The sequence below is a fragment of the Pseudoalteromonas sp. L1 genome (genome assembly GCF_021728095.1).
Classification (GTDB): Bacteria; Pseudomonadota; Gammaproteobacteria; order Enterobacterales; family Alteromonadaceae; genus Pseudoalteromonas.
Window position 1 is genome coordinate 1109797 of sequence record NZ_JAKKCT010000001.1, and the last position, 23388, is coordinate 1133184.

17 protein-coding genes are annotated in these 23388 nt (G+C 41.6%); 6 read left to right on the forward strand and 11 right to left on the reverse strand.

Going from position 1 to position 23388, the window contains the following annotated elements; all coding sequences use genetic code 11:
* The first annotated feature begins 281 nt into the window (after positions 1-281).
* From nrdA to yfaE, 3 genes are all read left to right on the forward strand, one after another.
* Complete coding sequence (nrdA, locus tag L3V38_RS05200) at positions 282-2567, forward strand: class 1a ribonucleoside-diphosphate reductase subunit alpha (RefSeq protein ID WP_237118613.1); 2286 nt, start codon at positions 282-284, stop codon at positions 2565-2567.
* A gap of 70 nt (positions 2568-2637) precedes the next feature.
* Positions 2638-3768 carry a class Ia ribonucleoside-diphosphate reductase subunit beta gene (nrdB, locus tag L3V38_RS05205; protein ID WP_062569018.1) on the forward strand — a complete coding sequence of 377 codons (1131 nt, stop codon included), beginning with the start codon at positions 2638-2640 and terminating at the stop codon, positions 3766-3768.
* Positions 3768-4040, forward strand: coding sequence for a class I ribonucleotide reductase maintenance protein YfaE (yfaE, locus tag L3V38_RS05210; RefSeq protein WP_130149807.1), 273 nt, complete (start codon positions 3768-3770; stop codon positions 4038-4040). Before nrdB ends, yfaE begins: the two co-directional genes overlap by 1 nt.
* Here yfaE and L3V38_RS05215 read toward each other — a convergent pair.
* The gene (locus L3V38_RS05215) at positions 4037-4564 is read right to left on the reverse strand and encodes a YaeQ family protein (protein WP_237118614.1); all 528 of its coding nucleotides are present in this window, start codon (positions 4562-4564) and stop codon (positions 4037-4039) included. The genes yfaE and L3V38_RS05215 overlap by 4 nt on opposite strands.
* A gap of 156 nt (positions 4565-4720) precedes the next feature.
* Here L3V38_RS05215 and L3V38_RS05220 point away from each other — a divergent pair, with 156 nt between their 5' ends.
* Positions 4721-7126, forward strand: coding sequence for a TonB-dependent receptor (locus tag L3V38_RS05220; RefSeq protein ID WP_237118615.1), 2406 nt, complete (start codon positions 4721-4723; stop codon positions 7124-7126).
* A gap of 98 nt (positions 7127-7224) precedes the next feature.
* Here L3V38_RS05220 and glnS read toward each other — a convergent pair whose 3' ends face one another.
* Positions 7225-8892, reverse strand: coding sequence for a glutamine--tRNA ligase (gene glnS / locus L3V38_RS05225; RefSeq protein ID WP_237118616.1), 1668 nt, complete (start codon positions 8890-8892; stop codon positions 7225-7227).
* Between the two features lie 228 nt (positions 8893-9120).
* Between glnS and L3V38_RS05230 the strand changes: the two genes are divergently transcribed.
* Positions 9121-10191: a DUF3083 family protein gene (locus L3V38_RS05230; protein WP_237118617.1), complete on the forward strand. Its 1071-nt coding sequence runs from the start codon at positions 9121-9123 to the stop codon at positions 10189-10191.
* Between the two features lie 50 nt (positions 10192-10241).
* Here L3V38_RS05230 and argA read toward each other — a convergent pair whose 3' ends face one another.
* The 9 genes from argA to sdhC all read right to left on the reverse strand — a co-directional run bounded on the left by argA (position 10242) and on the right by sdhC (position 21636).
* Complete coding sequence (gene argA, locus L3V38_RS05235; protein ID WP_237118618.1) at positions 10242-11582, reverse strand: amino-acid N-acetyltransferase; 1341 nt, start codon at positions 11580-11582, stop codon at positions 10242-10244.
* 193 nt (positions 11583-11775) lie between these two features.
* Positions 11776-12648 carry a succinate--CoA ligase subunit alpha gene (gene sucD, locus L3V38_RS05240; RefSeq protein WP_062569011.1) on the reverse strand — a complete coding sequence of 291 codons (873 nt, stop codon included), beginning with the start codon at positions 12646-12648 and terminating at the stop codon, positions 11776-11778.
* Entirely contained in the window at positions 12648-13814 is a 1167-nt protein-coding gene (sucC, locus tag L3V38_RS05245; RefSeq protein WP_062569010.1) for an ADP-forming succinate--CoA ligase subunit beta, read from the reverse strand. The genes sucD and sucC overlap by 1 nt, the downstream gene beginning before the upstream one ends.
* A 176-nt stretch (positions 13815-13990) precedes the next feature.
* Positions 13991-15511 (reverse strand): 2-oxoglutarate dehydrogenase complex dihydrolipoyllysine-residue succinyltransferase, encoded by a 1521-nt coding sequence (gene odhB, locus L3V38_RS05250; RefSeq protein ID WP_130149801.1) that lies wholly within the window; start codon positions 15509-15511, stop codon positions 13991-13993.
* 3 nt (positions 15512-15514) lie between these two features.
* Positions 15515-18334 (reverse strand): 2-oxoglutarate dehydrogenase E1 component, encoded by a 2820-nt coding sequence (locus L3V38_RS05255; RefSeq protein ID WP_130149800.1) that lies wholly within the window; start codon positions 18332-18334, stop codon positions 15515-15517.
* A gap of 86 nt (positions 18335-18420) precedes the next feature.
* Positions 18421-19137 (reverse strand): succinate dehydrogenase iron-sulfur subunit, encoded by a 717-nt coding sequence (locus L3V38_RS05260; RefSeq protein ID WP_062569007.1) that lies wholly within the window; start codon positions 19135-19137, stop codon positions 18421-18423.
* 10 nt (positions 19138-19147) lie between these two features.
* Positions 19148-20920, reverse strand: a complete 1773-nt coding sequence (gene sdhA, locus L3V38_RS05265; protein ID WP_130149799.1) for a succinate dehydrogenase flavoprotein subunit — start codon at positions 20918-20920, stop codon at positions 19148-19150.
* Entirely contained in the window at positions 20921-21268 is a 348-nt protein-coding gene (sdhD, locus tag L3V38_RS05270) for a succinate dehydrogenase, hydrophobic membrane anchor protein (protein WP_062569005.1), read from the reverse strand. It lies immediately after the preceding gene.
* Complete coding sequence (sdhC, locus tag L3V38_RS05275) at positions 21259-21636, reverse strand: succinate dehydrogenase, cytochrome b556 subunit (RefSeq protein ID WP_082401567.1); 378 nt, start codon at positions 21634-21636, stop codon at positions 21259-21261. Before sdhC ends, sdhD begins: the two co-directional genes overlap by 10 nt.
* 409 nt (positions 21637-22045) lie before the next feature.
* Here sdhC and L3V38_RS05280 point away from each other — a divergent pair, with 409 nt between their 5' ends.
* Entirely contained in the window at positions 22046-23332 is a 1287-nt protein-coding gene (locus tag L3V38_RS05280) for a citrate synthase (protein ID WP_062569004.1), read from the forward strand.
* Positions 23333-23388: the final 56 nt, after the last annotated feature.

Below are 23388 nucleotides of genomic sequence, written 5' to 3' on the forward strand. Positions count from 1 at the left end.
ATCTTGAGTTGATTTTTACAAATTTCATCATCAATGAATGGTCAAAGGTTAATGCTCACTAACACAATGTGCTTATCCAATAGTTATCCACAAATAGGGGCATTTCTGTCCCTTGCAAATGATCGCAGACCACACTATCTTGTGATCTGCAATTTAAAGAACACCAGATATTGTGGCTAAATGTTATTCAATTCACACAATCTAGTGTTTAATAATAAAAATTATACTGAAGAATAAGTTTTCACTAAAAATATAATTTCCCAAGGAATACAGGCAAGACTATGAACCAACAGCTATCTGTAAGCAAACGTGACGGCCGTAAAGAGTCACTTGATCTAGATAAGATCCATCGCGTGATCGCCTGGGCCGCCGAAGGTCTAAATAACGTGTCTGTCTCGCAAGTTGAATTAAAATCACATATTCAATTTTACGATGGAATTCGTACCGATGACATTCATGAAACTATCATCAAAGCGGCAGCTGATCAGATCTCTAAAGATACGCCTGACTACCAATACCTTGCTGCTCGATTAGCTGTATTCCATTTACGTAAAAAAGCGTACGGCCAATTTGAGCCACCACGCTTATACGATCACATCACGAAATTAGTTGAAGACAAACGTTATGATCAACACTTACTTGTTGATTATACCGAGCAAGAAATCGATGAGTTAGATTCTTATATTGATCACAACCGCGACTTAAACTTCAGCTATGCTGCTGTAAAACAGCTAGAAGGGAAATATTTGGTTCAAAACCGTGTTACTGGTGAAATTTACGAAAGTGCACAGTTTTTATATATCTTAGTTGCTGCAAGCTTATTCTCTGATTATCCAAAAGAGACGCGTCTTGACTACATCAAGCGCTTTTATGATGCAGTATCTACATTCAAGATTTCGTTACCAACACCAATCATGGCCGGTGTGCGTACGCCTACGCGCCAGTTCAGCTCATGTGTACTTATCGAGTGTGGTGATAGCCTAGATTCTATCAATGCGACATCGTCTGCGATTGTTAAGTATGTTTCGCAACGTGCAGGGATTGGTATAAATGCGGGTCGCATTCGTGCGCTTGGTAGCCCAATCCGCAACGGTGAAGCGTACCACACAGGTTGTATCCCGTTTTATAAGCATTTCCAAACAGCGGTTAAAAGCTGTTCACAAGGTGGTGTACGCGGCGGCGCAGCAACCCTATTCTACCCATTATGGCACTTAGAAGTTGAAAACTTATTAGTTCTTAAGAACAACCGTGGTGTTGACGATAACCGTGTTCGTCACCTTGACTACGGTGTACAGTTCAACAAATTAATGTACAGCCGTTTAATTAAAGATGATTACATCACTTTATTTAGCCCATCAGATGTACCAGGTCTATATGACGCATTCTTTGAAGATCAAGCGAAGTTTGATGAGCTATATGTTAAGTACGAGCAAGATGAGTCAATTCGCAAAAAACGTATTAAAGCGATTGAGTTATTCTCAATGTTTGCACAAGAGCGTGCAAGCACAGGTCGTATCTACTTACAAAATGTTGACCACTGTAATACACACAGCCCGTTCATTTCTACTGTGGCACCAATTCGTCAATCTAACCTATGTTTAGAAATTGCATTACCAACTAAGCCACTTAGCAATGTAATGGATGAAGAAGGTGAAATTGCACTGTGTACTTTGTCTGCGTTTAACTTAGGTGCAATTGAATCACTTGATGAATTAGAAGAGCTTGCTGAACTTGCGGTTCGTGCGCTTGATAACTTACTTGATTTCCAAGACTACCCTGTTCCAGCAGCAAAAAACGCGACTATGGGTCGTCGTACGTTAGGTATCGGTGTAATTAACTTTGCTTACTACTTAGCGAAAAATGGCAAGCGTTACTCAGACGGCAGTGCAAATGCGCTGACTCACAAAACATTTGAAGCAATTCAATATTACCTAATGAAAGCGTCAAATGAATTAGCGAAAGAACGTGGTGCATGTCCGAAATTTAACGAGACTACGTATTCTCAAGGCATTATGCCAACAGATACTTATAAGCGTGACTTAGATCAGTTCTGTGAAGAGCCACTTCACTTAGACTGGGATTCATTACGTGCCAGCATTAAAGAGCATGGTATGCGTAACTCGACGCTGTCTGCACTAATGCCTTCAGAGACATCATCGCAAATCTCTAATGCAACAAATGGTATTGAACCACCACGTGGTCATATCAGTGTTAAAGCAAGTAAAGATGGTATCTTAAAGCAAGTTGTTCCTGATTATGAAAATCTGAAAGATAACTACGAGCTACTGTGGGATATTCCTTCAAACGATGGTTACTTACAACTTGTTGGTATTATGCAAAAATTCGTTGACCAAACGATCTCTGCAAACACGAACTATGATCCATCTAAGTACGAAGGCGGTAAAGTACCTATGAAGGTACTATTAAAAGATTTACTAACTGCGTATAAACTCGGTGTTAAAACCCTGTACTATCACAACACCCGTGACGGTGCATCTGACTCTCAAGATGAGTTAACACCTGAGGTTGAAGATGACAGTTGTGCAGGCGGCGCTTGTAAAATCTAATTAAATTAATAACATAACAAAGGCGGGCTCATTAGCCCGCTTTGTCCTGACTGTTTTTTGAGAAATCACTATGTCATATACAACTTTTAGTCGAAACCATAATAACCAATTACAAGAACCGATGTTTTTCGGCCAAACGGTAAACGTGTCACGTTACGATCAACAAAAGTACCCTATTTTCGAAAAGCTAATCGAAAAACAATTATCGTTTTTCTGGCGCCCAGAAGAGGTTGACGTAAGTAAAGATCGCTTAGATTTCCAAGCGCTTCCTGATCATGAAAAGCACATTTTCTTGAGTAACCTAAAATATCAAACACTACTTGATAGTGTGCAAGGTCGCTCTCCAAATGTTGCCTTACTGCCGATTGTATCAATCCCTGAGCTTGAAACATGGATCGAAACATGGGCATTCAGCGAGACTATTCACAGCCGTTCTTATACGCATATTATTCGTAACGTAACGCAATCTCCTGAGCTTATCTTCGATGATATTGTAAGCAATGAAAAAATCAGTGAGCGTGCTGATGCGGTTACTAAATACTATGATGACTTAATCAACATGGTATCGCTATATAATTTATATGGTGAAGGTAAGCATGTTATTAATGGGAAAGAAATTAAAGTAAGCTTATTTGATCTTAAAAAGCAGCTTTATCTTGCTATGATGTCGGTTAACATCCTAGAAGCCATTCGTTTTTACGTAAGTTTTGCGTGTTCATTTGCTTTTGCTGAGCGTGAATTAATGGAAGGTAATGCGAAAATCATCAAGCTAATCGCCCGTGATGAAGCACTGCACTTGTCTGGCACGCAGCACATTCTGAACATTATGCAAGATGGTAAGGACGATCCAGAAATGGCGATCGTTGCTGCACAATGCCGCGAAGAAGCGATCCAAATGTTTGTCGAAGCTGCTGAGCAAGAAAAAGATTGGGCAGAATACCTGTTCAAAGATGGTTCTATGATTGGTCTTAACAAAGATATCCTATGCCAATACGTTGAATACATTACTAATGCACGTATGACTGCGGTAGGCTTACCTGCTCAGTTTGAAAGTAAGAGCAACCCTATCCCTTGGATCAACTCTTGGTTGGTATCAGACAATGTACAAGTTGCCCCTCAAGAAGCTGAAATTAGCTCTTATTTAGTTGGTCAAATCGACTCTCAAGTTGATGCATCTGACTTTGGTGACTTCGACCTGTAATGAGCACTAACACCACTGCACAGGTTATCCTTGCAGGAACAGACAGCCAGAATGTAGAGTTTGATTCTGGCTGTTCATCTCTCCTTGAATGCCTAGAACAACAAAAAATAGATGTCCCCTACCAATGCCGAGAAGGTTACTGCGGTGCATGCCGTGCGAAATTAGTTGAAGGGAGCGTCAAGTATAATCAAGAGCCGCTTGCTTTTGTGCGAGAAGGCGAAGTTTTACTATGTTGCAGTAAGCCCAATGGTAAGATAACCATTGAGCTTTAATGCCACACTAATTGCTTACTCTGATAAAAACCAAGCTTATCTGCAACACTGATTGCATGCTCATCAATAGTGACATCCCACTGTAGGTTTTTAGTTAGGTGCGACGCTAAATCATCGATAAATTGATGATCGAAGGCAATCAAATGTCCATTGCTGATCAGGTCAAGTGAATGCTGATATTCATTCAGCCAATCACCATCCAATGTTGTCACTACCCATAATTCATCTACCCTTTTTGCCACCTTACTGAGAGTGGGAAAATCGGGTTCATCAACGGCTAACCAAGTTATATAGTGCTCATCTAATGCTTTGATAGCAACATCAGGCTCTGAACGATCTGATTTTGCATTAAGCACAGCATCCTCATTATATGAAAATACACAATAACTTAATAATTTAAGAACAAAGTGCTGGTAGCTTTCTGAGCGCTCGCACGCAGTAGTAAATACCGTAGAATGATTACGGTGCTGGCGTAAGTCAGCAATACTAAATTGTGCCTTGAATACCCTATTTTTATCAGACATAGCTATAAACCTTTACACGAGTAAGGTGTATTGAGTATAGCGGATGTATGGTAAATAGCGACAAAACAAAAGTTATACTATAACGTCATTGTTTTACCATAAATGAGGTGTTATATTATATCAAGATTATTAATAATAAACTCAGAAGTAGGAACGATGAATAAACTTACAGTACTTTCAAGTGCCGTTGCAGCAGCTTTATTTTCACATTCAAGCTTTGCAGCTGTTATCTCAGGTCAAGTTCTAGACGATAAGCAACAACCCATTGCAAATGCCGAAATTCATGTTCACGGTAAATCACAAACAGTGGTAACGGACAAATCAGGTCAATTTAAAATTGATGTAGATAACAAAGGCCAACTCCACATAAGTAAAGACAACTACATTGATAAACGTATAGAAGTTTCTGGTGACAGCCAATCAGTTGTCGTCAATCTAACACCGACGTCAGTTGAAACTGTTGTTGTTTATGCGTCAGCCCTACATAAAAATAGTTTAGAGATGATCTCACCGGTTAATGTACTTGCTGGTGATAATTTAAAAAACAAAGCCAAGCCAACTTTAGGTGAAACACTAAAAGGCTTACCTGGTGTGAATGCGAGCTATTTTGGCCCAGTTTCATCAAGCCCAATTATTCGTGGCTTAGATGGTCCACGTGTAAAAATCACTCAAAATGGTCTTGATAGCAGCGATGCCTCACGTATTGGCCCAGATCACGCCACATCTAACGACAGCTTAGCTGCTGAACAAATCGAAGTACTTCGTGGCCCTGCTACCCTACTTTATGGCTCAGGCGCGATTGGTGGTGTGGTGAACGTTGTTGATAACCGTATTCCTACCGATAACATTGAGTCTTTAACCGGTGCTGCTCAATACACTCACGATACAGTATCAAATACCAATACCTACGCCGCTAAGTTAGAAACGGGTAATAACGGATTTAATTTCCATTTTGACGGAACTAAGCGTAAAGGCCACGATTATGAAACACCTACCTTCGAGCTTCCTGAAGAGCACGAAGAACATGAAGGTGAAGAGCATGAAGAGCACGAAACAGCTAACAGCGTAGAAAACACATTTATCGACAGCGAAACTCTAAATTTTGGTACTAGCTATGTAGGTGAACATTTAACGGTAGGCATGTCCTATGGTCGTATTGAAACTGACTATGGTATTCCAGCTCATGAACACCATCATCATGAACATGACGAGCATGAAGAAGGTGAGCATCATGAAGGTGAAGAAGAGCACGAAGAATCAGTATTTGCACGCTTAGAACAAGACCGTTGGCAAGGTTACATGAGCTATGCATTGCACGATAACTGGATCGAAAATATTACGCTTCGTGTCGGTTACACTGATTATCAACATGCTGAAATTGAAGGTGGAGAAATCGGCACTGTTTTTCATAACGAAACAACAGAAGCACGTGCCACCGTTGAGCATACATTAGGACAGTGGCATGGCATAGCAGGCTATCACTTTTATGAGTCTGATTATGATGCAGACGGTGAAGAAGCCTTTACCCCTGCCAGTACCACAACTTCAAACGCATTATTTTTACTCGAAGAAAGACAATTTGGTGACGTTACGGTTGAGCTCGGTGCACGAATCGAAGATTACAAAATTGACTCTGATGTCACCATGAGTGAACACCATCACGATCATGAAGATGACCACGAGGAAGAAACACACGAAGAAGCTGAAATTATCAGCTACAGCGAAGATTTCACTAACCTTAGCTTATCTGCAGGTGCGATTTGGCAATATCAAGAAGGTCAAAGTGTAGCTCTAAGTGTGTCACGTTCAGAGCGTGCACCACTCAGTGCTGAGCTACTATCAAATGGTGTGCACATTGCTACTAGTACCTATGAATTAGGCCTTGGTTATCACATTGAAGATGGTGAAATTCATTTTGAACCGGAAAATATTGCTCAAGAAACTGCCACCAATTTTGATTTAAGCTTCCGCCGTTTTATTGGCGATTTTGGTTACACAGTTAATTTCTTCTATAACGATATTGAAAACTACTACTACCAACAAAATACAGGCTTAGTATTTGATGAAGAGCACGGGTTAGAATCAGCAGCGGATGCTGATGAAGATGCAATGGCGGTTTATCAATTCGTGAGTAAAGATGCAAAACTTTACGGTGTTGAGTTTGATGTTCATTACCAAGTTACACCGAGTGCGTTGGTAAAAGTATTTGGTGATTCAACAACCGCAAAATTAAAAGATGGTGAAGGCTATTTGCCGCGTGTGCCAGCCAATAAACTTGGCTCTGAATTACAATATACATTTGCAGATTGGCAATTTAGCTTAACAGGTACACATTATTTTGAGCAGTCAGATATCACAGCCTATGAAACAAAAACTGATGGCTATACTTTGTTTGATGCATCTGCTAACTACCAGCTTGATTTAGGCCCTGTAGATACACAGCTTTACATTAATATTGATAACTTAACCGATGAGCTAGGTTTCGTACACAGCTCATTTATTAAAGAGAAAGCACCACTACCAGGTCGTAATTTCAGCTTGGGTATTCGCGGTTATTTCTAACTTGACTTAACTTTTAATCGTTATAAAAAAACCCTTTCACTTTAAAAGTGAAAGGGTTTTTTATTAAGCTTAGAAACTTAAAAAATTAGTTAAAGGGTTCAGCCCTTTTGTTCAATCTTCGCCCATGAATCACGAAGACCCACAGTTTGATTGAATACTAATGTTTCAGCTTTGCTATCACGACAGAAGTAACCCGTACGCTCAAACTGGAAGCCCTGCTCGGCTTGTGCGTTGGCAAGTGACGGCTCAACTTTAGCGTTCGCAAGCACTACGAGTGACTCTGGGTTCAAAGTTGCGTTAAAGTCTTCTGCAGCGGCTGGGTTTGGTACGTTAAATAAGCGGTCGTACAAACGTACTTCAGCTGTGATTGATTCACTTGCTGATACCCAGTGAATTACACCTTTAACCTTACGGCCATCACTTGGGTTTTTACCCAGAGTTTCAGGATCGTAAGAACAGAAGATAGTTGTAATTTCGCCGTTTTCGTCTTTTTCAACGCGCTCAGCTTTAATGACATAAGCACCACGTAAACGTACTTCTTTATCAAGAACTAAACGCTTGAACTTGTTATTTGCTTCTTCGCGGAAGTCTTCACGCTCGATATAAAGTTCACGAGTGAAAGGCACATCACGACGCCCCATCTCTTCTTTATTTGGGTGATTTGCAACAGATAACGTTTCTACTTTATCTGCATCATAGTTTTCGATAACAATCTTAACCGGATCAAGAACAGCCATTGCACGCGGTGCATGTTCATTTAGGTCTTCACGGATACACGCTTCTAGCATACCCATTTCAACCATGTTTTCTTGTTTAGTGATACCGATACGAGAACAGAACTCACGTACTGATGCAGGTGTATAACCACGACGACGTAAACCAGCAATTGTTGGCATACGTGGATCGTCCCACCCTTCAACATGACCATTAACCACTAAGTCGTTTAATTTACGCTTAGACATAATGGTGTACTCAAGATTTAATCGTGAGAACTCGATTTGTTGCGGATGACACTCAAGGCTGATGTTATCCAATACCCAATCGTATAAACGACGGTTATCTTGGAACTCAAGCGTACATAATGAGTGTGTAATGCCTTCTAGCGCATCAGAAATACAATGCGTAAAGTCGTACATTGGGTAAATGCACCACTTGTCACCTGTTTGGTGGTGATGAGCAAAACGGACACGATATATAATCGGGTCACGTAATACCATGAATGAGCTTGCCATATCGATTTTTGCACGAAGTACACACTCGCCTTCTTTGAATTCGCCATTACGCATTTTTTCAAATAACGCTCGGTTTTCTTCAATCGATGTATCACGGTATGGGCTATTTTTACCTGGCTCTTTTAACGTACCACGGTATTCACGCGCTTGATCGGGCGATAAGAAACACACATATGCAAGGCCTTTTTCGATAAGCTCAACAGCATAGCCGTATAACGCGTCGAAATAGTTAGATGAATACTTGATTTCACCATCCCACTTAAAACCTAACCACTGCACATCTTCTTTAATCGAATTTACGTAATTGATGTCTTCTTTTTCTGGATTCGTATCATCAAAACGTAAATTACAAAGACCTTGATAATCTTTGGCAATACCAAAGTTTAAGCAAATCGACTTTGCATGACCAATGTGTAAAAAACCGTTTGGTTCTGGTGGAAAACGCGTGTGCGTAGTCGCATGCTTACCGCTTGCGAGATCTTCATCAATACGCGTTCTAATAAAGTTACTTGGGCGATTCTCAATTTCCGCCATAGGAGCATAATCCTCTGAATATTGCATGGTGACAAAACTAATGCATTATTACAAAAACAAACCTTAACATACAGTAGTTGAATCATGTTTATTGAAGATATTAAGCCGATCGTTGAATACATAGTTCACAGACTCGACAAAATCGGTAAAAAAATTGTTCTAACGCAATAAAATGATCATCCAGTAGCGATATAGTCCCGACAGTTTTACTTTTTATAAGGAAAAAAGATGGCTTCGCTCAATCAACATCGAGTCTATATTCCAAGCTCAGCACGCGCAAACCAATATGTGCTAGTTGAATTTAAACCAAACGATGAGTTTTTCGCGCAGTTTAGCTCAGTTAACTGCAGTTATAAGCGTCTTGCAAGGGAATTATTTGCACTATGCGACGAATACGAACTTCACAATGTTCATCTAATCGCAAATGATAAACTACCCGTGGTTCGTTATCACGATGAAGCATATAGCTTAGAAACCGCTAAACAAATTCTGTTTTTTTACAATCCTCAATACCATGAAGCCCACACTATATTTGCTTCGGATGATGAAAAATGTAAAAAGATTCGCTTCTTATTCTTAGCAACCGGTGAAGAAATCAGAGCAAATGCAGCCCAGTTTCATCATAAAGTACAGCGCGTTATTAGCAGCTTACAAGATAAGCTGTTAAGCAATCAATCTTCACTAAAAATTCGCGATCACCAACATCTTACTTATGACATGTTTGCAAAAGCAAAAGGCCATAAAGAAAGCTACGGTTATAAATTAAGAAGCCTCTACCCTCGTTATCAGTCTCGTCAATGTCACTTACCAGGTGAGCACAGTGAAATGACCTATGCGGGATTCTCAATTCCAGTCACGCGTGCGATTAAAACGCAGTTCCAGCATATGCTTAACGAAGCAAACTACACACAATTTTATCAGTATATTTTTGATGCGTTTAAACGCGCATGTGAAAAACGCCAATTAACACTAGGGGCTTTTATCGCTAATGGTACCCGCCCTATAGTGCGCAATAGTCATATAGATAATGCTCAAAGCAACAGTGAACTACAAAAATTGACCTTTGATTGCAACACCAAGGAACCTCAATTACAGCATTACTGGAATGCCAATAGTTTAGTTGACGTGCTACATTTTGTGATTGCAGCCGCAGATAAAGATAAGCATGATATTGGTTATGGTCGGTTTATGAACCAAGTTCAAAGTGCAATTAATGAAGTGACCGATGAGCTGGCGTTCAACCCAACTCGACAAGATTTACGTGTGCGTTTTTATCAGCACATTAACTATCAATATTAGATAAATACAGTATTGAAAACGAAAGGTGACGCGCATGCGTCACCTTTTGGTTACCTGTTTTTACTCAGCTTAGTGAGGTCCAAGCGCAATACCTTAGACCGGCGTTCATGGTTATAAAGCGCTTTTTTCTTTGCCGGCAACTCATCAACTGTCACTATTTCAAAGCTTTGCTCTAAAAACCAGTGAATACTCCGTGTAGTCAGTGCGAATAAATGCGAGTAACCCGCACGCTTGGCTTTATTAATAATAAACCTCAGTAGATAACTGCCGCGATCGGCATCTCGGTACTGAGGATGAACAGCCAAGCTTGCGAACTCCCCTACTTGCTCATCTGCAAACGGATACAAAGCTGCACAGGCAATGATAAGTCCATCACGTTCAATAACTGTAAATTGCTCAATTTCAATTTCAAGCTGCTCTCGTGAGCGACGCACTAAATAGCCTTGCTGCTCAAGGGGTCTAATAAGGTTAATGATACCGGTTATATCAGAGATAGTCGCGCTACGAAGTTGCTCTGAACTTTGTGGTGCGATTTGTGTACCAATACCATCTAAAGAGAACAATTCTTGTAGTAACGCGCCATCTTCTTTGTAACTCACTAGGTGGCAGCGATGCACACCGCCTCGGCAAGCATCAATTGCTGCTTGTAAGAAAACAGTCGCACTTAAACAGGAATCAGCTTGCTTGCGGTAATTCGCTAAAACACGCTCCGCTTCGTTTGGCATCAGCTCAGCGATTGCTTCGCCATTTTCATCTAAAATACCGGCTTCTTCACAGAAACCTAGCATTTTATCGGCACGCAGTTTTAACGCAACTTGAGTAGCAATTTCTTCTGCGGTTAAATTAAAACTTTCACCGGTAACCGATGCCGCAATCGGCCCTAATAACACAATACCGTTATTATTTAACTGATGGCGAATACCCTCTACGTCGATGCGCCTCACTCTTCCTGAGTGATGATAATCAACCCCTTCATCCACACCTAGTGGCTGTGCTATGACAAAGTTACCACTTACCACATTTAAAAATGAGCCTGACATAGGTGTACTACTTAGAGACGTTGATAGTCGTGCCGTAATATCAAATTGCATCGCACCTGCGACTTTTTTAATGACATCAAAGGTGGCGTTATCCGTTACGCGTATCTCATTATGGAACTGACTAGTTATGCCAACTTGCTCAAGTGCTGCATTAAATTGTGGTCGTGCGCCAAACACTAAAACAATTTTAATACCTAGGCTGGTAAGTAATGCAACATCGTTGATAATGCTGCGACAACCAGGCTGATCTATTGCCTCTCCACCAAGCATTACAACAAAAGTTTTGCCTCTGTGAGCATTAACATAAGGAGTTGACTGACGAAATCCATCGACCAATTCAGTGGTACGCACGTAATATTTACCTTGTAATATCAGATGTTTTTAATAAAAACGAATAAACAAGGTACCAGTCTAAAGAATTTATATTCACAAATAAAGCATTATTATTCTTATTTCATGAATAAATTTTGACATCGATTAGTAACAATATACAAGATACAAAAAAGGCTCGCATAAGCGAGCCTTTTTAAGAGATTAAAACTGATTACCAGCCTGTTTTCTCTTTAAGTGCATTACCGATATCAGCTAATGAACGTACAGTTTTTACGCCCGCAGCTTCTAATGCAGCAAATTTCTCATCAGCAGTACCTTTACCGCCTGCGATGATTGCACCAGCGTGACCCATACGTTTACCTGGAGGTGCAGTAACACCCGCAATGTAAGAAACAACAGGTTTAGTCACGTTGTGCTTAATATACTCAGCAGCTTCTTCTTCTGCAGTACCACCGATTTCACCGATCATAACGATTGCTTCAGTTTGCTCGTCTTTTTCGAACATTTCTAAAACGTCGATGAAGTTAGTGCCTGGGATTGGGTCACCACCGATACCAACACATGTTGATTGGCCGAAACCAGCATCAGTCGTTTGTTTAACCGCTTCGTAAGTAAGTGTACCAGAACGTGATACGATACCTACTTTACCAGGCTTGTGGATATGACCAGGCATGATACCAATCTTAGTTTCACCCGGAGTGATAACACCTGGGCAGTTAGGACCGATCATACGAACACCAGTTTGGTCAAGCTTAACTTTAACGTCAACCATGTCTAGTGTTGGGATACCTTCAGTGATACAAACGATAAGCTCGATGCCTGCATCGATAGCTTCTAAGATAGCATCTTTACAGAAAGGAGCTGGTACGTAAATAACAGATGCAGTTGCACCTGTTGCTTCTACAGCGTCACGTACTGTGTTGAATACTGGAAGACCTAGGTGCGTTTGACCGCCTTTACCTGGGCTTACACCACCAACCATTTGTGTACCATACTCAAGCGCTTGCTCTGAGTGGAAAGTACCTTGGCCACCTGTGAAACCTTGACAGATAACTTTTGTATCTTTATTGATTAATACAGACATTATTTGCCCTCCGCAGCAGCAACAACTTTTTCAGCTGCGTCTGTTAGTGACTCAGCAGCGATGATGTTAAGGTCAGAACTTGCAAGAACTTCACGACCTAGTTCAGCGTTAGTACCTTCTAAACGTACTACTACAGGAACATTTACACCTACTTCTTTAACTGCGCCAATGATACCTTCTGCGATCATGTCACAACGTACGATACCACCAAAGATGTTAACTAAAACAGCTTTAACGTTGTCGTCAGATAGGATGATCTTGAATGCTTCAGATACACGCTCTTTAGTCGCACCGCCACCAACATCTAGGAAGTTAGCTGGCTTACCACCGTGTAGGTTTACGATGTCCATAGTACCCATTGCTAGGCCTGCACCGTTAACCATACAACCAACGTTACCGTCTAGTGCAACGTAGTTAAGCTCGAAGCTAGCAGCGTGAGCTTCACGCGCATCTTCTTGTGAAGGATCGTGCATTTCGCGGATTTTAGGTTGACGGTAAAGCGCGTTACCATCTACACCGATTTTACCGTCTAGACAGTGAAGATTACCTTCGTCTGTGATTACTAGCGGGTTGATTTCTAAAAGAGCGAAATCGAAATCGTTGAACATGTTAGCAAGACCCATGAAGATCTTAACGAACTGTTTCATTTGAGTTGGGTTTAAACCAAGTTTGAAACCTAATTCACGAGCTTGATAAGCTTGAGGGCCAACTAGTGGATCGATCTCAGCTTTGTGAATTAATTCTGGAGTTTCTTCTGCAACTTGCTCGATTTCCACACCACCTTCAGTAGATGCCATGAAAACAACTTTACGAGAAGCACGATCTACTACAGCGCCAAGGTATAATTCGTTAGCGATGTCAGTGCAGCTTTCAACAAGGATTTTAGCTACTGGCTGACCATTTTCGTCTGTTTGGTAAGTAACTAAGTTTTTACCTAACCAGTTCGCAGCGAACTCTTTCACTTCGTCGATTGTTTTAACTAGCTTAACACCGCCAGCTTTACCACGGCCACCTGCGTGAACCTGTGTTTTAACAACCCACATATCACCGCCAATTTTCTCAGCAGCTGCTGCAGCTTCTTCAGGTGTATCGCAAGCGTAACCGTGAGAAACTGGTAAACCATATTCGGCAAAAAGTTGTTTTGCCTGATACTCATGCAAATTCATGATGCTTTATCCAATTTTTTATACTAAAAGAGCTGAATATTTATGCAAATAAACAGCTATCCCAAATTGCGCACCTAGTATAAATCCCAAGGCTCGACATGAAAACCCCAGTTAGACCAAAGGCGCAAAAAAAAAGCTGCGAACATGGTTCACAGCTTAGTTTTTATACAACTAGATTAAACATCTAGTAATAATCGAGTTGGATCTTCTAGTAACTCTTTAATTGTCACTAAGAAGCCTACAGATTCTTTACCATCAATTTGGCGGTGATCGTAAGATAACGCTAAATACATCATTGGTAAGATTTCAACTTTACCGTTAACAGCCATAGGACGATCTTGGATTTTGTGCATACCTAAGATTGAAGACTGTGGTAAGTTGATGATTGGTGTAGATAGTAATGAACCGAATACACCACCGTTAGTGATAGTGAAGTTACCACCAGTCATATCATCTAGAGATAATTTACCATCACGACCTTTAAGTGCTAACTCGCGGATGCCCTTCTCAATTTCAGCAACTGATAGCTTGTCACAGTCTTTAAGAACTGGTGTTACAAGACCACGTGGTGTAGAAACCGCGATGCTGATATCGAAGTAGTTGTGATAAACGATATCATCACCATCGATAGATGCATTAACTTCAGGGAAACGCTTAAGTGCTTCTGTTACTGCTTTCACATAGAAAGACATGAAACCTAAACGGATACCATGACGCTTTTCGAATACTTCTTGGTACTGCTTACGAAGGTCCATGATTGGCTTCATATTAACTTCGTTGAACGTCGTTAACATCGCAGTTGAGTTTTTAGCTTCAAGTAGACGATTAGCAATTGTTTTACGTAAACGTGTCATAGGCACACGTTTTTGTGTACGGTCACCCATAGGCGCAGCTGGTGCAGATGCTTCAGCTTTTGGTGCAGCAGCAGGTGCTTTTAAGAATTTATCTACATCTTCTTTAGTTACACGGCCATTTTTACCAGTACCTTTGATTTTAGATGCATCAAGACCTTTCTCAGCGATTAAACGACGTACTGACGGTGTTAATACGTCAGAGCTGTCACTTGAGTCGCTAGAAGCAGCTGGCGCTTCTTCTTTAGCAGCAGATTTAGCTGGCGCAGCACCGGCTTTAACAGTACCGATTACTTGCTCACCTAGCACAGTTTCACCTTCTGCGTGAATGTGCTCACCCATGATACCGTCATCTTGAGCAACAACTTCAAGAACAACTTTATCAGTTTCGATGTCAACTAAGTTTTGGTCGCGAGTTACCGCTTCGCCTGGTTGTACATGCCATGTAGCAATTGTCGCGTCTGCGACTGATTCTGGAAGTACAGGTACTTTAATGTCCACTTCTTTACCTTCTGATGCTGGTGCTGATTGCGCCGCAGCCGGCGCGTCTTCTTCTGATTTAGCTGGTGCTGATTCTTTAGCAGTGTCATCACTTGCTGGTGCTGCATCTGCATCACCAAGTAAAGCAATTACTTGCTCGCCAAGAACAGTTGCACCTTCTTCTTGTGAAATTTCAGTAATTACACCGTCATTTGGTGCAACAACTTCTAAAACAACTTTGTCTGTTTCAATATCTACCAAGTTCTGGTCACGGCTTACTTTATCGCCAACACTTACGTGCCAAGTCGCTACGGTAGCATCAGCAACCGACTCAGGAAGTACAGGAACTTTAATTTCTGTGCTCATTGCTTATCCTTTCTTTTCAATAGTAAGCGCATCTGCAACGAGCGCTTGTTGTTCTTTTGTATGCACTGACATGTAACCACATGCAGGCGATGCCGAAGCTTTACGACCAGCGTAAGTCAATTTAGCGCCTTGTGGGATTGCATCAACAAAATGGTGTTGTGAACAATACCACGCACCTTGGTTTTGCGGCTCTTCTTGGCACCACACAAAGTCTTTAACATGCTGGTAACGTTGCATGATTGTATCCATCTCATCATGAGGGAATGGATATAGCTGCTCAACGCGAACAATAGCGATGTTATCTAATTCTTGCTTACGACGCTCTTGTAGTAGCTCGTAGTAAACTTTACCACTACAAAATACAACGCGTTCCACTTTATCAGCGGCAATATCATCGATTTCATCGATCATATTGTGGAACACACCTTCAGATAACTCTTCCAGTGTTGATGTTGCCAGTGGGTGACGAAGTAACGACTTAGGTGTCATAACAATCAATGGACGACGAAGTGGGCGTACCGATTGACGACGCAGCATTGCATATACTTGCGCAGGTGTTGAAGGTACACACACTTGCATATTGTGATCAGCACACAATTGCAAGAAACGCTCAAGACGTGCTGAACTGTGCTCAGGACCTTGACCTTCATAACCATGAGGAAGTAAACATGTAAGACCACATAAACGGCCCCACTTTTGCTCACCTGAGCTTAAAAATTGGTCAAATACAACTTGCGCACCATTAGCAAAGTCACCAAACTGTGCTTCCCACATAACAAGTGATGTAGGCTCAGCGGTTGCATAACCGTATTCAAATGCAAGGACTGCTTCTTCAGATAATACAGAATCGTATACTTCAAATGCACCTTGATTCTCACTGATGTTTTGCAGTGGTAAGTAGGTAGATGCATCTTGTTGATTATGAACAACAGCATGACGATGGAAGAACGTACCACGACCAGAATCTTGGCCTGTTAAGCGAATGTCAGTACCCGCATCAACAAGGGTTGCGTAAGCAAGTGTTTCTGCCATACCCCAATCAAGTGGTTTTTCACCGGCAGCCATTTGTTTACGATCATCGTAGATTTTCTTAACACGTGATTGCGCTTTGTGGCCTTCAGGGTAGCTAGCAACGATATTGCCAAGTTCTTTAAGCTTTTCTACTGAGACTTTTGCGTCATACTCTACATTCCAATCGTGACCAACAAATTTAGCCCAATCAGAAGAGTGTGATGTTTCTGGTTGAATTTCTTCAACAACACAATTACCACCGTCAAGGCCATTACGGTATTCATCAGCAAGTGCTTTTATTTCTTCTTCTGAGAATGAGCCTTCAGACACTAGTTGGTCTGCATAGATAAGACGCGGTACTGGGTGCTTTTTGATTTTTTGGTACATAAGAGGCTGAGTCGCATTTGGCTCATCCGCTTCGTTATGGCCGTGGCGGCGATAACATACTAAATCAATCACTACGTCACGTTTAAATTGATTTCTGAAATCAAGGGCGATTTGTGTAACAAATGCAACTGCTTCAGGATCGTCAGAGTTAACGTGGAAAATTGGTGCCTGAACCATTTTCGCAATATCAGTACAGTATGGTGTAGAACGTACATCCGACTGTTTCGATGTTGTAAAACCAACTTGGTTATTAACAACGATACGGATACTACCACCACAACTAAATGCATTAGTTTGCGATAAGTTAAATGTCTCTTGAACAACACCTTGACCTGCAATCGCAGAGTCACCGTGAATAGTAATTGGTAATGCTTTGATACCTGACTTATCACCTAAGCGGTCTAAACGCGCACGAACCGAGCCCATAACTACTGGGTTTACGATTTCAAGGTGAGATGGGTTAAACGCAAGTGCCATATGCACATTGCCACCCTTAGTTGCAAAGTCAGATGAATAACCCATGTGATACTTCACATCACCTGAGCTTAATGTGTCTTTGTGTTTACCAGCGAACTCATCAAATAAATCAGAAGGATTTTTACCTAATACGTTTACTAGTACGTTCAAACGACCACGGTGAGCCATACCAATAACGGCTTCTTTTTGCCCGCTTTCGCCTGCACGATGAATTAGCTCTTTAAGCATAGGTACTAATGCATCACCACCTTCAAGTGAGAAACGTTTAGCACCAGGGAATTTTGCGCCTAAATACTTTTCAAGACCATCAGCAGCAGTTAAACCTTTAAGGATACGCAGCTTTTCATCTTTTGAAAAAGTAGGACGTGATTGCACTGATTCCAAACGCTGTTGTAACCAACGTTTTTCTTCAGTTGAAGTGATGTGCATGTACTCAGCACCAACTGACCCACAATAGGTCGTTTTTAGTGCTTGGTATAACTCACCAAGAGGCATGGTTTCGCGACCTACGGCAAACGAACCCACATTGAATTCACGGTCAAAATCAGCTTCTGATAATTCGTGATATTCCAATTCAAGATCACGAACACGTTCGCGTTGCCAAATACCTAATGGATCTAGGTTGGCATTTTGGTGACCACGGAAACGGAAAGCATTAATAAGTTGCAGCACTTTGACCTGTTTAGGATCGCCAGAGCCACCCTCTGCTACCACTACTTCTCTATGCTTGTTTTTAGCAAGCTCCGCAAATTGTGCACGAACTTCTGAATGTTTAACGTCAACATCCACACCATCAACTTTTGGTAATTGTTCGAACACTTCTCGCCATTCTTCTGGCACAGAAGTCGCATCATCTAAGTACGCTTCATAAAGCTCTTCTACGTAAGCAACGTTACCGCCGTTTAAGTGAGAAGATTCTAGCCATGCCTTCATCACACCTTCGTGCATTTATAAGCCCTTTTCTTTAGCGCAGAAATTAATTGTTATAAAAACAAGGTGGTTAATAAATTAACCACCTTACATATTCAATATCCTTAAACCGAGCGGTTTAAAAGCATTGATTTGATTTGTCCAATCGCTTTGGTCGGATTAAGACCTTTTGGACACACGCTAACACAGTTCATGATACTGTGACAACGGAACACGCTGAACGCATCGTCAAGGTCTGCTAAACGCTCTTCAGTTGCTGTATCGCGGCTATCTGCCAAGAAACGATACGCATGAAGAAGGCCTGCAGGACCAATGAACTTGTCTGGATTCCACCAGAACGAAGGACACGATGTTGAACAACATGCACATAAAATACACTCATACAAGCCATCTAACTTATCACGCTCTTCAATTGATTGAAGACGCTCACCCGCCGCAGGCGTGTCATTAATTAGATAAGGTTTTACCTTTTCGTATTGAGTGTAGAACTGACTCATGTCAATAACAAGGTCACGTACCACTGGTAAGCCTGGTAAAGGACGAATTACGATTTTACCTTTGCCACCTTTTAGTAGCGTTGATAAAGGTGTAATACACGCTAAACCGTTTTTACCATTCATGTTGATACCGTCTGAACCACACACACCTTCACGGCATGAACGACGGAATGATAATGTTGGATCTTGCTCTTTTAATTGCATAAGCGCATCCAATACCATCATATCTTGGCCTTCTTGCGTTTCTAACGAGAAGTCCTGCATACGTGGTGCATTATCAACATCTGGATTGTAACGATAAACCGAAAATTGTACTTGTGCCATCGTCTCGCTCCTAGTATGTACGTGCTTTAGGTGGGAAAGCTTCACGCAGTTTCGGCGCGTAGTTTACATCACGTTTGCTCATTTCTTCGCTCTTAGGATCGTAGATTGAGTGACATAACCAGTTTTCGTCATCGCGATCTGGGTAGTCAAAACGAGAGTGTGCACCACGGCTTTCTGTACGGAAGTTTGCAGCTACTGCAGTTGAGTAAGCTGTTTCCATCAAGTTATCTAGCTCTAAACATTCGATACGTGCAGTATTGAACTCTGTTGACTTGTCGTCAAGACGCGCATACTGAAGACGTTCACGAATTTCTTTAAGCTCTTTAAGACCTGTTGCCATTGCATCACCTTCACGGAATACCGAGAAGTTAAGTTGCATACACATTTGTAGATCTTTCTTGATTTGTACTGGGTCTTCACCTTGGCCAGCTTTAGAATTTTCCCAACGGTTAAAGCGTGCAAGTGATGCTTCAAGGTCTGATTCAGACGCATCTTTACCTGCTTCAACACCATTAAGGTACTTACCTAAGAAGTTACCAGCAGCGCGGCCGAATACAACTAAGTCAAGTAGCGAGTTACCACCAAGGCGGTTAGCACCGTGTACAGATACACATGCAATCTCACCAACAGCGAATAAACCTTCAACTACTTTCTCTTGGCCGTTTGCATCAATTTGTAATGCTTGACCATTTACGTTAGTTGGAACACCACCCATCATGTAGTGACATGTTGGGATAACTGGAATTGGTTCTTTAGCTGGATCAACGTGTGCGAATGTTTTCGCAAGGTCACATACGCCCGGAAGACGTAAGTTAAGTGTTTCTTCACCTAAGTGGTCAAGCTTAAGCTTGATGTGTGGACCGTAAGGACCCTCACAACCACGACCTTCACGGATCTCAGTCATCATTGAACGCGCAACAACGTCACGAGACGCTAAGTCTTTCGCATTTGGCGCGTAACGTTCCATGAAGCGTTCGCCGTCTTTATTTAGAAGGTAACCACCTTCACCACGACAACCTTCAGTTACCAGTACACCAGCACCGGCGATACCTGTTGGGTGGAACTGCCACATTTCCATATCTTGCATTGCAACACCAGCACGTGTAGCCATACCAACACCGTCACCAGTATTGATGTGAGCATTCGTTGTCGATGCGTAGATACGGCCTGCACCACCTGTTGCTAATACAACAGCTTTAGATTTGAAGTAAACAACTTCGCCAGACTCGATGTCGATTGCTGTACAACCAACAACGTGACCGTCGCTGTTTTTAACTAAATCTAGTGCATACCACTCAGAGAATACGTTTGTTTTGTTTTTAACGTTTTGTTGGTAAAGACAGTGTAATAACGCGTGACCAGTACGGTCAGCTGCTGCTGCAGTACGTGCAGCCTGTTCACCACCAAAGTTTTTCGACTGACCGCCGAAAGGACGTTGGTAAACACGGCCATTTTCAAAACGAGAAAATGGTAAGCCCATGTTTTCTAATTCAGTAATAGCTTCTGGGCCTGTTTTACACATATATTCGATAGCGTCTTGGTCACCGATAAAATCGGAACCTTTAACCGTATCGTACATGTGCCATTCCCAGTTATCTTCATGCGAGTTACCCAAAGCTACCGTAATACCACCCTGTGCAGACACAGTGTGAGAACGTGTAGGGAAAACTTTTGAGATAAGTGCACAGGTTTTGCCTGATTCAGTGATAGCAAGAGCTGCGCGCATACCCGCACCACCTGCACCAATCACTACAGCGTCAAATTCACGAACAGAATAATTCACTTAAACACCCCATAAAACGATTAGACCAATTGCTACGTAAGCAACAGCCATAAGGTTTAATACAAAGCCTAAAACAGCACGTAATTTAGCGCATTTAACATAGTCAGTAAGAACTTGCCAAAGGCCGATACGGGTGTGAACCATAATGCAAACTAGGGTAATTAGCGTAAACCCTTTCATTGCTAGGTTTGAAAAAAGGCCTTGCCAGGCTTCGAAAGTGACTTCAGGCGTGCATAAGAAATAGCCGATAATAAAAATCGCGTAAGCGCTGATTATTAAGGCTGTCGCACGAAGCGATACGTAATCTTGTACACCATCACGTTTAAGAGTTGCTTGATTTAAAACCATATCCACACTCCTGCTAGAATTGCAGCTACAACGCCTAAAGCTAATGCAACTTTAGCGCTGAAGTTTCCTGACTCAAGTTCTTCCCAGTGACCCATATCCATAATGATATGACGGATACCACCGATTAAGTGATACGCCAATACAGAAATAGTGCCCCATGCTATGAATTTGGCAATGAATCCGCTGAACAGACCCTTGACGAATTCAAAACCTTCTGCAGAAGAAAGAGACTCAGACCACGCCCAAATGACAAACGTTAAAGCAAAAAATAATGCAACACCGGTGACGCGGTGAAAAATTGATGCTTTAGCCGTTGCCGGCATAGATATAGTTGTTAGATCTAGATTTACAGGTCTTTGCTTTTTCACAGTTACTTGCCCATCTTGCCCACATAGGGGCTCATCTACTTGTTTTTCTAAAACCCATCAAAATGAATTTCGATGGAACTATCTAAGTAAACCGTGTTGATACACAAAAAGTTCACACTTATGCAAAACTCAAATGTAAAAATAAAGTTTACCTACAGACAATACGGTATAAAACCTTGGATAGTATATATAGCCAGAGGTCTTTTTACAATTCTTGTTTAGTAAGAGTCGTTTGCGAATTAGCCAATGGTATAATATTTAATCCTGACAGAATATTTATTATCCATTTGTGCATAATGTTTATAAAAATTGACTTTAACCCCCTCTTTCACGTTAAAATGAAAAGAATGTGCTTAAACAGATTCAGAACATAACAATCAGAGTTGTTATCTTAATAGGAGATAAATAGATGGCGGATAAGAAAGCCACGGTCCATATTGATGGTCTTGATCCAATCGAACTTCCAATTTACCAAGGCACTGCTGGCCAAGACGTAATCGACGTACGTACGCTAGGTTCTCACGGTCACTTTACTTACGACCCAGGTTTCATGTCGACCGGTTCTTGTGAATCTTCAATCACTTACATCGATGGCGGTAAAGGTGTTTTATTACACCGCGGCTACCCAATCGAACAACTTGCTGACGAGTCTAACTACGTTGAGCTTTGCTACTTACTATTAAACGGTGAGTTACCAACGAAAGAACAGTACGAAGCATTTGCGCAAGAAATCACGCACAACACAATGCTAGATACTAAGATTGCTAACTTCTTCCAAGGCTTCCGCTTTGATGCTCACCCAATGGCGATGCTATGTGGTGTTGTAGGTGCGCTTTCATCGTTCTACCATGAAGACTTAGACATCACTGATGCAACACAGCGTAAAACAAGTGCTATCAAACTAGTTGCTAAGCTGCCAACAATCGCAGCAATGGCTTACAAATACAATGTAGGTCAGCCATTTGTTTACCCACGTAACGATTTAAGCTTTGCTGAAAACTTCTTACACATGATGTTCTCAGTACCAGCTGAAGAGTACAAAGTTAATCCAGTGCTTGCTAAAGCAATGGATAAAATCTTTATGCTTCACGCTGACCACGAGCAAAACGCATCAACGTCAACAGTACGTTTAGCAGGTTCTTCAGGTGCTAACCCTTACGCGTGTATCGCTGCGGGTATCGCATCTTTATGGGGCCCTGCGCACGGTGGTGCTAACGAAGCATGTCTTAACATGTTAGAAGAAATTGGCTCTGTTGACCGTATCGACGAGTATGTTGCTAAAGCTAAAGATAAATCAGATCCTTTCCGTCTTATGGGCTTTGGTCACCGCGTTTACAAAAACTTCGATCCACGCGCAACAGTAATGCGTCAAACGTGTCACGAAGTACTTGCTGAGCTAAACATTCAAGATCCACTTCTTGATATCGCAATGAAGCTTGAGCAAATTGCGCTAGAAGACCCATACTTTGTTGAGAAGAAACTTTACCCTAACGTAGATTTCTACTCAGGTATCATCTTAAAAGCAATCGGTATTCCAACAAGCATGTTCACTGTAATCTTTGCAATGTCACGTACTGTTGGTTGGATCTCTCACTGGGATGAGATGCTTTCTCAACCTGGTCACAAGATCAGCCGCCCTCGCCAGCTTTATACTGGTGAAACAAAGCGCGACTACGTATCAACGGACAAGCGTTAATTTTTGCTTAAATGCTTAAATGCTTAAAAAAGGCCGCACAGCGGCCTTTTTTATTG